The organism is Proteus sp. STS61-E, assembly GCF_040932335.1.
GTDB lineage: Bacteria > Pseudomonadota > Gammaproteobacteria > Enterobacterales > Enterobacteriaceae > Proteus > Proteus mirabilis_B.
The window spans coordinates 400,543-415,975 of sequence record NZ_JBFQGE010000001.1; the positions used below are offsets into that span (position 1 = coordinate 400,543).

Below are 15,433 nucleotides of genomic sequence, written 5' to 3' on the forward strand. Positions count from 1 at the left end.
AATCGATCAATTAAGCAATAGTGACAGATTTATTTAGATAAACATCTTGTACTGCATTAATTAGGGCAACGCCGTCTTTCATTGATTTCTTGAACGCTTTACGTCCTAAGATCAGACCCATACCACCAGCACGTTTATTAATAACCGCAGTGCGAACAGCATCTTCAAGATCATTATTACCTGAAGCACCACCAGAGTTAATTAATCCCGCACGACCCATATAGCAGTTTGCTAATTGGTAACGAACTAAATCAATTGGGTTTTCAGTGGTGAGTTTTGTGTAAACACGCTCATCAGTATGACCAAAACCAATCGCTTTAAAGCCACCGTTATTTTCAGCCATTTTTTGTTTAACGATATCAGCACCAATTGTTGCGGCTAAATGGTTTGCCTGACCGGTTAAGTCCGCACTTGCATGGTAATCAACGCCATCTTTCTTAAAGGCTGGGTTACGTAAATAAGCCCATAATACCGTGACCATACCTAATTCATGAGCGCGCTCAAATGCCATTGAGATCTCTTCAATTTGGCGACGGCTTTCTTGTGAACCAAAGTAAATGGTCGCACCCACTGCAACAGCACCCATTTCAAAAGCTTGTTCTACACTGGCATACAGTGTTTGGTCATATTGCGCTGGGTAGCTTAGGGTTTCGTTGTGGTTTAGTTTCACAAGGAAAGGGATTTTGTGTGCATAGCGGCGAGAAACAGAAGCAAGAACACCATAAGTAGAGGCAACACAGTTACAACCTGCTTCAATCGCTAACTCAACAATATTTTTCGGATCAAAATAGAGTGGGTTTGCTGCAAAAGAGGCTGCGGCAGAGTGCTCAACACCTTGGTCAACAGGTAGAATAGACAGATAACCCGTTCCCGCTAAACGCCCGTGATTAAACAGGGTTTGCATTGAACGTAATACGCTATTAGGGCGATTGTTATCAATCATAACACGATCAACAAAGTCAGAACCTGGCAGGTAGAGATTTTCGCTCGGGATGGTTTGGCAACGATGTTCTAATAATGATTTTGCATCAGCACCTAACAAACTTACTATATCAGTCATTACATACTCCAGTTCATGATGAGATGAGAGTGATTGTCATTTATCTACATTAAGATAACAAGTCACATTGAGGCGGTAACCGGCAGTGGATCGCTTCAGGTAACACAATAAATTCAAATTTATTCCCTAAAAGGGGTTCTCCATCTAAATTAAACACCATTTCATGAGAAGCACTAATGTTTACCCAGCGACTTTCTCGCTCGATTATCTTGTCATTCTTCTTGCTATCAAACATGCTGCTTAAAATTGATGGGAGAAGTTCGTGAGCCTCAACGATGGTAATATTGAGTTTATTGTCATTAATTAAGGCTTCAGAACACAGTTTTTGTCCTCCACCAGCTTGACGGCCATTGCCGATAGCTAAAATAAGAGACTCACCTTCCCAGTGGAAATTTTCCGCTTCAATTGTGCAATGATCCGCTTTTAAAGAGTCGATACTTAAAAGACCATTAATAAAATAGGCAGCTCCACCTAATGCAGACTTTAATGCTTCAGGCGTTTCTGTTGTGATTTTAGTTCCAAAGCCCCCAGATGCCATATTGATAAAATAGTGTGTCTTATTCACGGCGATAACATCAATAGGTATTGCACGGCCTTTAACGGCTAAGTTAAGCGCATTTTCCATATCACGAGGAATTTGTGCGCTGGTGGCAAAATCATTTGCTGTGCCTAAGGGAATAATGCCAAGTGTCGGTAAAGATGAGGGTGAGAGATGAATTAATTCAGAAACAACGCTATTAATCGTTCCGTCGCCGCCTGCGGCAATCACCGTTTCGGCTTGCATATCGATAGCTTCTTGTACAAAACGTTGTATATCACTGGATTCCCAAGTCACTCTTACTTGGAGATTAAAACCTTCGTTACGTAATTGGTAAACCGCATTTCTCAATGCACTGTTGTTAGCGCTTTTTCCATTAATGATTAGCAAACTAATTTTACTCATTGATGAGTCCCTTTAATTGAATCACTCTTTTAAAGGTAATGGATATCGAGAAAATTACTATTTTTTTTACAAATGATAACGAAAAAGAGAATGGGCTTTATGTAAGAGAGAGTTGCTAAGGAGAGTATAAAAAGAAAAGGCAAATCCAAGGGAGATTGGATTTGCCAAGGAGGTGGTTCCTAGTCTTACTGTATTCATTCTAGTTCTTTATTTTTCGGAACTGATGATACGGTAAACAAATCATTATTGATGTGATCTGTATTTGAAATTGACCACTTTAAATCAGATTATGACGCTTTACTTCACTTCTACCGCATCAATTTTATGCGGTTGACGTGTTGTTGTACCTTGTAGATTGCGGATCAGCAGTGCAAAATCTAAATCCACATCTTCAGGAACAGATAAATAAACCATGTGACCATTACCTGGTGCAACATCGGTTGGCTGTTGTTTTTTGTTAAACAGCGCTTCTAGCGTAAATTGAATATTTCCAGTTGGTGTCATTAATTCTAGGCTATCACCTAAAACAAATTTATTTTTAACATCAACTTCGGCTAAACCGTTTACACGTTTACCTGTGAATTCACCGACAAATTGTTGAGTGTCAGAGACAGAGTAACCATATTCATAAGTTTGGTATGCATCATGGGTATGACGACGTAAGAAACCTTCAGTATAACCGCGGTGTGCTAAGCCTTCTAATGTCGTTAGCAGTGTTGGATCGAAGGGTTTGCCTGCAACTGCATCATCAATCGCACGACGGTACATTTGAGCTGTACGGGCACAGTAATAGAAGGATTTAGTACGACCTTCAATTTTCAGCGAATGCACACCCATTTGAGTTAATTGCTCAACGTGTTCAATCGCACGTAAGTCTTTAGAGTTCATGATATAAGTACCGTGTTCATCTTCGAACGCAGTCATATATTCACCAGGACGTTTTGCTTCTTCGATTAAGTAGACTTTATCGGTTGGTGCGCCAACACCTAAAGTAGGCTCAACGTTTTTAACTGGGATTGGTGTGTATTTTTCAACGATATTACCTACATCGTCTTCTTTGCCTTCTTCGACTTTATATTCCCAACGGCAAGCATTAGTGCAAGTACCTTGGTTTGGGTCACGCTTATTAATATAGCCAGATAACAGGCAACGACCTGAGTAAGCCATACATAATGCACCGTGAACGAAAACTTCTAATTCCATATCAGGAACTTGCTTACGAATTTCAGCAATTTCATCAATAGAGAGTTCACGAGACAGGATCACACGAGTTAATCCCATTTGACGCCAGAATTTTACGGTTGCCCAGTTAACGGCATTGGCTTGTACTGAAAGGTGGATATCCATTTCAGGGAAGGCTTCACGCACCATCATGATCAAACCCGGATCAGACATAATCAGCGCATCAGGACCCATATCAATGACGGGTTTTAAGTCACGGATAAAGGTTTTTAATTTAGCATTATGCGGTGCGATATTAACCACAACATAGAAGCGCTTACCTAATTCGTGGGCTTCTTGAATACCTTTAGCAAGGTTTTCGTGGTTAAACTCATTATTACGCACACGTAAGCTATAACGTGGCTGACCTGCATAAACGGCGTCTGCGCCATAAGCAAATGCATAGCGCATATTTTTTAATGAGCCAGCAGGAGAGAGCAATTCGGGTGTAAACATGGTTAAATTTCCTGGTTCTGATTTCAAGTCAGTCCCCCACACATTGGGTAGGGGTATATCATAAAGGGGTGGATTCTAGCGCTTAAGTGTAGCGAGGTTCAATGTATTCCTGAAAAAATATCATCGAAAACGGTAAGCTTGGGTTTCCCAACGATAACCTTGACCATAAATTGAGCGAATAAATTCAATTTGATCGTTAAGTTGCTCAAGTTTGCGTCGTAAATTTTTAATATGACTATCAATGGTTCTATCCGTGACAATGCGGTAGTCATCATAAAGGTGATCCATTAACTGATCACGGGTTAATATTTTGCCGGGTTGCGTGGCTAAGGCTTTTAGCAAACGAAATTCCGCAGTCGTTAAATCGAGAATTTTATTGTTGTATTGGATTTGATAAGCCTGCTCATCAATAACGACTAATTTATCGCTTTGAACAATATCTTGTGGTCGATAAAAACGACGCAATAAGGTTTTGACTCGGGCTACCACTTCTCTTGGACTGTAGGGTTTGCAAATATAATCATCAGCACCAATCTCAAGCCCAAGTAATCTATCAACTTCTTCTGTTTTAGCTGTCACCATAATGATGGGAATATCTGAAAACTGACGTAACTCTTTACAGACCGTAATGCCATCTTTAACTGGCAACATGAGATCTAACAAGATTAAATCGTAATGTTGCTGTTTTACACAATGGCTCACTTCAGCGCCATCCGCTAACCAATGAGTTTGATAGCCAGATGCTTGAAGGTAATCAATAAGCAATTGGGCAAGTTTAGGTTCGTCTTCAACAATTAGGATTGAATAGGGCGATTCAGATACTGTCATTTATTGGCTCAATGGTTATAGGCTTAAAGATCATCAGAATATGCGGGTAATTCTATAAGGATTTTCATGCCACCTAAAGAGGAAGGCATAGCACTTATTTTACCATTATGAGCTTCAACGATATTTTCGCAAATCGCAAGACCTAAACCTGAACCACCACTTGCACGATTTCGTGAGTTTTCTGCACGATAAAAACGTTGGAAAACAACTTCATATTGAGCACTATCAAGCCCCGGAGCACTATCTTCTAATGTAATAAGAACATGGTTTTGCCCTTTATGGGTGCTGATATGTAATTGACCACCCGAATAAGTATAGCGCACGCTATTCTCTAGCAGATTATGGAAAAGCTGGATCAACCTATCAGGATCGGCTTGTACAATGAGTGGCGATAAATCATCTAACTCGGTGAGTAGCGTAATATCTTTAGTTTGATATGTGTGGCGATAAGAAGCGACAGCCAACAAAATCACCTCATTAATATCAATAAAATCTTTACGATAAGTTAAAGAGCCTCTATCTGATAATGAAAGCTGGTGGAGATCATTAACCAGTTTTGTCAGATTTGTAACTTCAAATAAAAGGGAGTTTAACGTTTCTGTTGTGGGTTTTCTGACACCATCTTGTAACGCTTCAAGCTCACCTTTTAAAATGGCAAGAGGGGTTCGCAATTCATGTGAGATATCAGCCATATAATCGCGACGAATTTGCTCATTTTTTTCTAGTGTGCTGGCAAGTTGATTAAAGTCGATAGCGAGTTGACTGATTTCATCTTTACTTGTAGGCGTTACTCGTACAGAAAAATCACCGGCCGCTAATTTATGTGTCGCCTCAACAAGTCGTTTAACAGGGCGTATCATATTGCGAGAAAGAATAAGAGTGATGAATAAAGCAAAAAGAACCGTTAAACCTGCAATTATCCAACTGGTAAGTAGTTGTTGTTTATCAAAACTAATATCAGCTTCACTACTGATTTTATCTGCCGCACTGACAATCACCCATCCAACAATTTCATCGTGAGAAGTAATGGGTTTTTTAAATGTCTCTGCGGGAAATTGATTGTCATGTCCAAATAAGCGTTTCATATCTTTATCAACGATCCAAAACTGTGTCCGCCACCCTCTAGGAGGAGGACCTTCACTACTTTGGCTTATTTGGTCAATACTTCGTAATATTTGATAAAGAGAACGATCATCTCTATTGAGAAAACGCCAATCTCCTGTTAAAGCGTATTGTTCAGTTAAGGCTTCTGCCAAAAGAGTTGCACGCTGTTCACTGTTTTTCTTGATATAACCAATGAATCCTTGCTGGAAGCTACCACGGATACCAATATGCATGGCGAGAACAACCACCATACAAGTAGCGAAAACCACTAAGAACAGCTTGCTTCTCAATTTCATGCATTTGCCTCTTTTTTGCTGATACGTCGTTGTTGCCAACGTTCACGCAATCCATCAAAAAATAGATAAATAACAGGGGTTGTATAAAGGGTTAGTAGTTGGCTCATTAATAAACCACCTACAATTGTTATTCCTAAAGGTTGTCTTAACTCGGCACCATCTCCACTACCTAACATTAATGGTAATGCCCCAAATAATGCGGCAAGCGTTGTCATAATAATAGGACGAAAACGCAGTAGACTAGCCTGAATAATGGCCTCTTTAGCCGACAATTTGCCTTCACGTTGAGCAGTAATTGCAAAATCCACCATGATAATGGCGTTTTTCTTCACAATACCAATCAGCAACATAATGCCAATAAGTGCAATTAGACTAAAAGGCGTATTAAAAAGCTGTAATGCTAATAAAGCGCCTACACCCGCAGAAGGTAGGGTAGATAAAATGGTCAGCGGATGAATATAGCTTTCATATAGCACACCTAATACCAAATAGACCGTTACAATCGCCGCTAAGATAAGAATAAGCTGTGATTTGATGGTTTCTTGGAAAATCTGTGCTGTACCTGCAAAAGTACCTCTGACGGTATTAGGCACACCTAACTCTGTCATTGTGCGTTCAATAGAATCAATTGCATCAGCTAATGTATAGCCTTCAGGAATATTAAAGGCAATAGTTGAAGATGCAGATAATCCTTGGTGATTAACACTTAATGGCGCATTTGCCGGATACCAACTTGCAAATGCAGATAATGGAATGCGCTCACCTTGATTATTGACCACATACATTTTATCTAACGCAGAGACATCTTGTGTATATTGCTCAGAGACTTCCATCACGACTTTATACTGATTTAACGGCGCATAAATGGTAGAGATCTGACGTTGACCAAAAGCATTGTTCAGCAAATTATTGGCATCACTGACGTTAATACCTAATTGCGACATAGTATCGCGATCGTAAGTCAGTGCCATTTCAGCACCTTTATCTTCTTTATCAGAGTTAACATCGACAAGCTGGGGTAGTTCGCCTAAAGCTTTACGGACAATCGGCTCCCATTTACGCAACTCGCTTAAATCATCCGCTAATAATGTAAATTGATAACTGGCATTCGCTTGGCGTCCACCAGCCCTAACATCTTGCACGGGCATTAAAAAGAGGTTGGCACCGGGTTCATTAGCTAATTTTGTCCGTAGGCGGTTAATCACTTGATTTGCGCTATCGGTACGCTCTGACAGTGGATTGAGCGAAATAAACATAAATCCACTATTAATACGGCCTCCACCTGTAAAGCCTGTTACGCTATCGACGTCTTTATCTGCATTAATTTCTTGCATAAAACGGGTCATTTTTTCTTTCATCGATTGGAATGAAATACTCTGGTCTGCACGCACAAATCCCATCAAACGACCCGTATCTTGATCGGGGAAAAATGTTTTTGGCGCACTGATGTATAAATAAGCATTTAAACCCAAAGTAGCGAGAAAAATGGCCATAACCCAGCGTCGATGGCGCAATGCAGCTTGCAATGTGACACTGTAACCTTGCTGAGCGCGAAAAAGTAACTTACCAAAACCACGTAAATGTGACTGTGCTTTGGGTTTCATCCCTTTCAGTAAATGCGCACACATCATAGGGGTTAGCGTCAGAGAAACAAATAGCGAGATAGCAATGGCCGTTGTTAGGGTGATGGCAAATTCTTTAAATAATCGCCCAACAAGACCATCCATTAACAGTAATGGAATAAAAACGGCAACAAGAGAAATACTCATCGAAAGGACAGTAAAACCGACTTCACCAACCCCTTTCAAGGCGGCTTCTTTAGGTTTTAAACCATTCTCAATATGACGAGAAATATTTTCAAGCACCACAATGGCATCATCAACTACAAAGCCTGTCGCTACAGTTAATGCCATCAATGAAAGGTTGTTTAAACTAAAGCCACAAAGGTACATGGCTGAAAAGGTACCAATTAATGAAACAGGTACAGCAACCGCAGGGATCAGCGTGGCGCGACCTGAGCGTAAAAATAAGAATACAACTAAAATGACCAGTGCCACAGCAATGGCTAACGCACGTTCAACTTCTGCTAATGATGCGCGAATAGTTGGTGTTCTATCTTGTGCGACTTTTAAGTCAACGCTTGCAGGAATAAGCTCACGTAATTCTGGAAGCTCATCACGAATACGATTTACAGTTTCAATGATATTGGCACCCGCTTCACGACGAATAACCAGCAAAATTGCAGGTTCGCCGCCGCTCATTCCTGCGGCTCGCGAGTTTTGTACGGAGTCGGTAACTTGTGCCACATCACTTAAACGTACAACGGCATCTTGATTGTAATGCACGATCACCGGGCGATATTCAGCCGCCTTACTGAGTTCATCATTAGTTTGGATCTGCCAACGACTTTCATCGTTATTGACAAAGCCTTGAGGTCGCCGCACATTCGCTTGGTTAATCGCTTTTCTAACATCATCAAGACTGACATTTTGGTTAAATAACGCATCGGGATTGAGGGCGACACGTATCGCGGGCAATGATCCTCCACCAACCGAAACTTCACTCACACCTTCAATCTGTGAGATTTTCTGTGCCAATCGTGTTGAGGCGAGATCGTAAAGCTCCCCTGTATTTTGAGTATCAGAGGTGAGCGTTAAGATCATAATCGGAGCATCAGAAGGATTCGATTTATAATAACGCGGACGGCTTGGCATACCTGAAGGCAACAAACTTTGTGAGGCATTTAACGCTGCCTGTACATCACGAGCTGCGGTGTTGATATCTTTGTTTAAATCGAACACCAGCGTAATGCTAGTACTTCCAAGCGAACTGCTTGACGTCATTTCATCAATACCGGCAATTCGCCCTAAAGAGCGTTCAAGCGGTGTTGCCACAGAAGATGCCATCGTTTCTGGTGACGCCCCGGGTAAGGAGGCGTAAATATTAATAACCGGATAATCAACTTGGGGCAATGGAGCAACAGGGAGCAACATAAACCCTAATGCACCACATAGCGAAATCGCCAAACTGAGTAACGTAGTTGCTACGGGTCGTTGAATAAAGAGGGCGAAGAACTTCATGATACAGCCCCGTTATTATTCTCGACGTGTTTATTACGGTTGATGTAGAGCGATAATTTGTCAAATAACAGATAAATCACTGGTGTCGTAAACAGGGTTAAGATCTGGCTCATAATTAAGCCACCGACCATACAAACCCCTAATGGCTGACGTAATTCTGCCCCTACACCCGTACTTAACATTAAAGGTAGAGCACCTAAAAGGGCTGCCATTGTGGTCATTAAGATTGGGCGGAAACGCAATAAACACGCTTGGTAAATCGCTTCGTAAGGCGTTAAACCTTGTTCTCGTTCGGCAGCAAGGGCAAAGTCTATCATCATGATCGCATTTTTCTTTACGATCCCGATAAGCAAGATGATCCCAATAATCGCAATAATATCAAGCTCATTACCTGCGGCGATTAACGCCAATAATGCGCCGACACCTGCTGTTGGCAGTGTAGACAAAATAGTAATAGGGTGAATAAAGCTCTCATATAGCACACCTAATACAATATACATTGCGACGATTGCCGCGATAATTAACCACAAAGTACTTGAAAGTGCACTTTCAAACGCCAACGTCGCACCTTGGAATTGAGTCGTGATATCTCTTGGCATCGAAATTTGCTCTTCAGCCAATTTCACTGCTTTCACCGCTTCTTCAAGAGAAGATTGTTCCGCGACATTAAATGAGAAGGTTGCCGAAGGAAATTGCTCTTGATGATTAATAGAAAGTGGCGCTAAGCGTTGCTCAACGGATGCAATAGATAATAAAGGTACCATCGCACCATCTTTACCCGTTAAATGCACGGCAGAAAGTGCCTGTAATCCATCACCATTACGAATATCTTGTTCTAATACCACGCGATACTGATTGGCTTGAGTGTAAATAGTTGAAATTAAACGCTGACCAAAAGCATTATAAAGTGCGTTATCAATTTCACTCATTGAAATACCTAAACGACTTGCTGAGTCTCTATCCACTTTGATATACGCCATCATGCCGTTATCTTGCCAATCACTGCTGATATCAGTTAATTCAGGGCTATCTTTTAGTGCTTGAGAAAGTTTTGGCACCCAATAAGCCAATTCATCTAATGATGTTGCTTGTAGTGTAAATTGATACTGAGTACGAGAAACTTGCGTATCAATCGTTAAATCTTGGGTGGGTTGCAGATAGAGAGTCATTCCTGAAATAGAAGCAATACGCTCTTGTAAACGAGGAATAATCACATCAATACGGGAATCTCGCTGATCAAGAGGCTTCAATGTAATTTGCAAGCGGCCAGTGTTTAAGGTTGCGTTGCTTCCATCAATGCCCACAAAACTAGCAATATTATCAATAGCGGGATCATCAATTAATTTATCAACGACCTGTTGCTGTTTTTCTACCATTGCTTGATAAGAGATGGATTGTGAGGTTTCAATGGTTCCTTGCAATAGCCCATTATCTTGTAATGGGAAGAAGCCTTTAGGAATAAACATATATAGCAATACAGTCAGCACCAATGTGCTAAGTGCCACGCCAAGGGTTATCCATTGGTGGTTTAAAACACGTTTTAACCAAACTGCATACACTGCAATCATTCTTTCAAAGAAACGTTCGCACGCCATTTCAAAACGGTTGTGTTTGATTTCATTTTCTGGTTTTAGCAATCGAGCACACATCATTGGCGTTAATGTGAGCGAAACCACCGCAGAGATTAGAATGGCGACAGCAAGAGTGATTGCAAACTCTCTAAATAAGCGACCTACAATATCACCCATAAATAACAGTGGGATCAGTACAGCAATCAGAGAGAAGGTGAGCGAAATAATGGTAAAACCAATCTCTCCAGCGCCTTTTAAGGCAGCTGTTAGCGGTTTATCACCACGTTCGAGATAACGGGAGATATTTTCAATTACAACAATGGCGTCATCGACAACAAAGCCTGTGGCAATGGTTAATGCCATTAAGGTGAGGTTGTTGACAGAGAATCCACAAAAATACATTACGGCAAACGTACCCACTAATGAAAGTGGTACAGCAATACTTGGGATTAAGGTGGCGACACCATTACGTAAAAAGAGATAAATCACCATCACCACAAGGGCGATAGCTAAGCCTAGCTCAAATTGTACATCTTTAACTGAAGCGCGGATTGTTGTAGTTCTATCAGTTAAGATCTCAACATTCACTGATTTCGGTAAATTAGAGACTAAATCGGGTAATAAATTACGAATATTATCAGTGGTATCAATGACGTTAACGCCGGGTTGACGTTGAACATTAATAATAATCGCCTGCTCATTATTCGCCCATGCACCTAACTGATTGTTTTCAGGTGCTTGTTCAATAGTTGCAATATCAGATAGACGAATGGGCGCGCCATTTTTATAAGTAACGATTAATTGGCGGTAATCTTCTAATGATTTCATCTGATCATTAGCGGATAACGTCACAGAGCGAGTTGGCCCATCAAGGCTACCTTTCGCTGAGTTAACGTTCGCATTATTAATTGCTACACGAATTTTTTCGCTATCTAAACCGTAAGATGCTGCGGCTTGTGCATTGAGTTTGACTCTAACAGCAGGGCGCTGACCACCCGCTAATGCCACTAAACCGACACCATTAACTTGTGAAATCTTTTGCGAGATACGAGTTTCAACCATATCTTGCAACTGTGTCATCGGTAATGTTGAGCTAGTCACCGCTAAGGTTAGAATAGGCGGATCTGCTGGGTTTACTTTGCTGTAAATTGGTGGATAAGGTAAATCGGATGGCAGCAGATTAGTCGCCGCATTTATCGCAGCTTGTACCTCTTGCTCTGCAACATCTAATGGTAATGTTAATTGGAACATCAGTGTGATCACCGAAGCCCCACCAGAGCTTTGTGACGACATCTGTTTTAACCCAGACATCTGTCCAAATTGACGTTCTAGTGGAGCCGTAACCGCTGATGTCATTACATCAGGGCTTGCTCCGGGATAGAGAGTAACGACCTGAATAGTCGGATAATCAACTTCAGGTAATGCAGAAACGGGCAGCATACGATAGCCGACAATTCCAGCTAAGAGTATGGCGACCATAAAAAGGGTTGTTGCAACAGGGCGCAGAATAAATAAGCGAGATGGTCCCCCGCCTGTACCGTGTGTTTTTTCGGTCATTACGCTTTCTCCGCAACAACACGGTTATTTTCTTTCGTCTTTGGCGCTGTTGGTGTCACGATATCGACTTTCGCACCCTGAGTTAATCTATCCACACCATCGGTGACAACACGTTGATCTGCCGATAAACCGGAAGCTATCACGACTTTTTCCGCATTTTGTAAGGCAACTTCAACACGTAATTTACTCACTTTATTTTCGCTATCCACCACCCAAACAAAGTGACCTTCATTACCCATTTGTAGCGCTGCATTTGGAATAACAACGGCTTTCTCTAATGTGGTGACATAAAGACGAACATTGACAAATTGGTTAGGAAATAACGTCGTCTCTTGCTGAGGGAAGCGCGCTTTTAATTTAATGGTGCCAGTTGTTGCATCAATTTGGTTATCAACACTAAATAATTTTCCTTTAGCTAATTCAAATTGATTATTTCTATCTAATGCGGTGACAGGTAAATCTGCATTATTTTTACGTGCTTGAATAACATTCGCTAGATCTTGTTCTGGCAATGTAAAAAGTACATCAACAGGGTCCATTTGATTGATAACGACGATAGGCGTAGATGAACCACCAGAAATATAATTACCGATATCAACTTGTTTTAAACCCACTTGACCTGAAATAGGTGCTGTGATTTTGCTGTAAGTGAGTTGCAGTTGTGCATTACTGATAGAGGCTTCATCAATACGAATGCTCGCTTCAGACTGTTTTACTAAAGCTTGCTGATTATCTAGCTCTTGTTGTGAGACTAAATTGGTTTTTGCTAATTTTTGATAACGCGCTAAGTCAAGACGAGCATTAGCTAATGTAGCCTGATCTTTTGCAAGCTGTCCTTTAGCTTGAGCTAATTGAACTTCAAATGGGCGAGAGTCAATTTCAGCTAATAAATCACCTTTCTGAACGTGTTGTCCTTCCGTGAAATGTAATGCCATTAGTTGACCTTCAACGCGGCTAGTAACTGTTACGCTGTTTGTGGCTTTTACTGTACCTAAAGCAGATAAAAATTGTGGCACATCTTCTTGTATTGATGTTGCAACTTGAACTGGTGGTAAAGGCGGGCGACGAGATCCAGATGTACCTCGACTTTGTGAGTTTGTTGCTTGAGCCTCTTTATTTTCAGGCGACGATGTTTTTGCTGCATTAAATTGCCAATAGGCGTAACCACCTGCGATTACGACGATTAAAGCGATAATGAGAGAAACTCTTTTTTTAGCATTTTTGTTTTTATTCATTACTTTTGTGATCCCACTGGCAACTAGCTAATCAGAAATACTGAAATGAAAATTTGGAATGGTGACATTCTACCTGTTTCTTCACAGTTAAAAATGGAGGAAATATGGAAATTAAGTCAAGGAATGTGTTTTATTGGCGTTATTTTAATCAATTAAAACAAATTGCTACTGGCATTATTTTATCGTTGTTATTCAATAAGGGATAATTTGGCAAAATAGGAGTAAGCAGTAGCGTAGCTTAATTGTTTATATAGGGATAATTAAGTAGAAAATAATTTATTGATTATCAGTGGGTTATTTTGTTTGCTGTTTTTTTAATCGCATAACTATTTTGTACAAATGCCTGTAACTATGATAAAACGCAATAGTTAGTTATAATTCTTAGATAATTATGCTTTCCAGTGATAGAATGCCAACCTTGTTTTTCTCTGCGTTGAACTCTTTTCAAAGAATAACAATCCAGTATGAAATTCACCGAGCTTTAACTCTGTCTTAAATAAAGAAATTTTTGTAAAAAATTAGCCTAAATATAAAGGCATAATAGAATAATTAGAGGTTTTTAGTGTCAACTGCAAACACACCTGATGATGGACAAAAACCGAGCCTGAATGCGTTTAAACAGCCTCGTGCGTTTTATCTCATCTTCTCAATAGAATTATGGGAACGTTTCGGCTATTACGGTCTGCAAGGGATCATGGCCGTTTACTTGGTTAAAATGCTGGGCATGGGTGAAGCAGAAGCTATCACTGTTTTTGCTGCATTTACCGCATTAGTTTATGGCTTTGTTGCTATCGGTGGATGGCTTGGGGATAAAATCCTTGGTACTAAAAGGGTTATTATTCTTGGGGCAATCGTACTCGCAATTGGTTATGCAATGGTGGCATTCTCAGATCACGATAAAGACGTGATTTATTGGGGACTTGCAACGATTGCAGTAGGTAATGGTTTATTTAAAGCCAACCCATCTTCATTATTAGCAACATGCTATGAGAAAGACGATCCGCAATTAGACGGTGCATTTACGATGTACTATATGTCTATCAACGTAGGTTCGTTCTTATCTATGTTAGCAACACCGTGGTTAGCCGCTAATTATGGTTGGGATGTTGCGTTTGCATTAAGCGTTGTAGGTATGCTGATCACCTTAGCAAACTTTATGGTTTGTCGTGGTTGGATCAAAGATAAGGGTTCTAAACCTGACTTTGAACCGCTTAATTATTCAAAATTATTATTAACGCTGGTGGGTATCGTTGCACTCACAGCATTATCGACTTGGCTGTTACACAATAATGAAGTAGCAAGTTGGTCTTTAGCAATTATCTCATTAGGTATCATTCTAATTTTTGCGCGCGAAACCTTTATGATGAAAGGTGCTGCACGTCGCAAGATGATTGTTGCATTCTTATTGATGGTTGAAGCAGTGGTTTTCTTTGTTCTTTACGATCAAATGCCAACGTCTTTAAACTTCTTCGCAATCCATAACGTTGAACACTCTCTGTTAGGTTTCAGCGTTGAACCAGAGCAATTCCAATCACTTAATCCATTCTGGATCATGTTAGCAAGCCCGCTATTAGCGGCTGTGTATAACTTTATGGGTGATAAACTGCCAATGCCATATAAGTTCACCGTAGGGATGTTCTTAAGTGCAACTGCATTCTTAGTGTTACCACTGGGTGCTAGCATGGCAAATGAAGCGGGTATTGTGTCTTCATGGTGGCTAGTAGCAAGTTATGGTTTCCAAAGTATCGGTGAGCTAATGATTTCAGGGCTTGGTCTTGCAATGGTTGCTCAACTTGTACCACAGCGTTTAATGGGCTTTATCATGGGCGCTTGGTTCTTAACTTCGGCAGCCGCAGCAATTATTGCAGGTAAAGTTGCAAGTTTAATGGCAGTACCTGAAGATGTGCAAAGTGCTCATGCATCATTAGAAATTTACAGCAGTGTCTTCTTACAAATCGGTATTGTAACAGGTGTTATCGCAGTTCTAATGCTGATCACAGCACCTATGCTGAGTAAAATGATACAGTAATTTGTAGCATCAAAAACGAAAGCTGAAGAAAATAGAGGATGCCAAAAGGCATC

9 protein-coding genes are annotated in these 15,433 nt (G+C 40.6%); 1 reads left to right on the forward strand and 8 read right to left on the reverse strand.

The features are described from left to right. Positions 1–10: 10 nt before the first annotated feature. From fbaB to AB4J89_RS01950, 8 genes are all read right to left on the reverse strand, one after another. Positions 11–1,060: a class I fructose-bisphosphate aldolase gene (gene fbaB / locus AB4J89_RS01915; RefSeq protein WP_006533078.1), complete on the reverse strand. Its 1,050-nt coding sequence runs from the start codon at positions 1,058–1,060 to the stop codon at positions 11–13. Positions 1,061–1,109: 49 nt separating this feature from the next. Beyond that, positions 1,110–2,003 carry a lipid kinase YegS gene (gene yegS / locus AB4J89_RS01920; RefSeq protein ID WP_088495276.1) on the reverse strand — a complete coding sequence of 298 codons (894 nt, stop codon included), beginning with the start codon at positions 2,001–2,003 and terminating at the stop codon, positions 1,110–1,112. 297 nt (positions 2,004–2,300) lie between these two features. Further along, a complete protein-coding gene (gene yegQ / locus AB4J89_RS01925) occupies positions 2,301–3,680 on the reverse strand; it encodes a tRNA 5-hydroxyuridine modification protein YegQ (protein ID WP_088495277.1) in 1,380 nt (459 codons plus the stop codon). 120 nt (positions 3,681–3,800) lie between these two features. Continuing rightward, positions 3,801–4,508, reverse strand: a complete 708-nt coding sequence (gene baeR / locus AB4J89_RS01930; protein ID WP_088495278.1) for a two-component system response regulator BaeR — start codon at positions 4,506–4,508, stop codon at positions 3,801–3,803. 23 nt (positions 4,509–4,531) lie between these two features. Then, positions 4,532–5,908: a two-component system sensor histidine kinase BaeS gene (gene baeS / locus AB4J89_RS01935; RefSeq protein ID WP_088495279.1), complete on the reverse strand. Its 1,377-nt coding sequence runs from the start codon at positions 5,906–5,908 to the stop codon at positions 4,532–4,534. Further along, positions 5,905–8,988: a multidrug efflux RND transporter permease subunit MdtC gene (mdtC, locus tag AB4J89_RS01940; protein ID WP_088495280.1), complete on the reverse strand. Its 3,084-nt coding sequence runs from the start codon at positions 8,986–8,988 to the stop codon at positions 5,905–5,907. The genes baeS and mdtC overlap by 4 nt, the downstream gene beginning before the upstream one ends. Continuing rightward, complete coding sequence (locus AB4J89_RS01945) at positions 8,985–12,116, reverse strand: MdtB/MuxB family multidrug efflux RND transporter permease subunit (protein WP_088495281.1); 3,132 nt, start codon at positions 12,114–12,116, stop codon at positions 8,985–8,987. The genes mdtC and AB4J89_RS01945 overlap by 4 nt, the downstream gene beginning before the upstream one ends. Next, positions 12,116–13,351 (reverse strand): MdtA/MuxA family multidrug efflux RND transporter periplasmic adaptor subunit, encoded by a 1,236-nt coding sequence (locus AB4J89_RS01950; protein WP_311754972.1) that lies wholly within the window; start codon positions 13,349–13,351, stop codon positions 12,116–12,118. The genes AB4J89_RS01945 and AB4J89_RS01950 overlap by 1 nt, the downstream gene beginning before the upstream one ends. A gap of 562 nt (positions 13,352–13,913) precedes the next feature. On the opposite strand from AB4J89_RS01950, the gene dtpA reads away from it, so the two are divergent. Continuing rightward, a complete protein-coding gene (dtpA, locus tag AB4J89_RS01955) occupies positions 13,914–15,380 on the forward strand; it encodes a dipeptide/tripeptide permease DtpA (protein WP_088495283.1) in 1,467 nt (488 codons plus the stop codon). Positions 15,381–15,433: the final 53 nt, after the last annotated feature.

Coding starts and splice junctions, on each gene's coding strand:
- yegQ (WP_088495277.1), bottom strand. CDS start 3,680: ATGTTTACACCCGAATTGCTCTCTCCTGCTGGCTCATTAAAAAATATG.
- fbaB (WP_006533078.1), bottom strand. CDS start 1,060: ATGACTGATATAGTAAGTTTGTTAGGTGCTGATGCAAAATCATTATTA.
- baeR (WP_088495278.1), bottom strand. CDS start 4,508: ATGACAGTATCTGAATCGCCCTATTCAATCCTAATTGTTGAAGACGAA.
- mdtC (WP_088495280.1), bottom strand. CDS start 8,988: ATGAAGTTCTTCGCCCTCTTTATTCAACGACCCGTAGCAACTACGTTA.
- AB4J89_RS01945 (WP_088495281.1), bottom strand. CDS start 12,116: ATGACCGAAAAAACACACGGTACAGGCGGGGGACCATCTCGCTTATTT.
- yegS (WP_088495276.1), bottom strand. CDS start 2,003: ATGAGTAAAATTAGTTTGCTAATCATTAATGGAAAAAGCGCTAACAAC.
- baeS (WP_088495279.1), bottom strand. CDS start 5,908: ATGAAATTGAGAAGCAAGCTGTTCTTAGTGGTTTTCGCTACTTGTATG.
- AB4J89_RS01950 (WP_311754972.1), bottom strand. CDS start 13,351: ATGAATAAAAACAAAAATGCTAAAAAAAGAGTTTCTCTCATTATCGCT.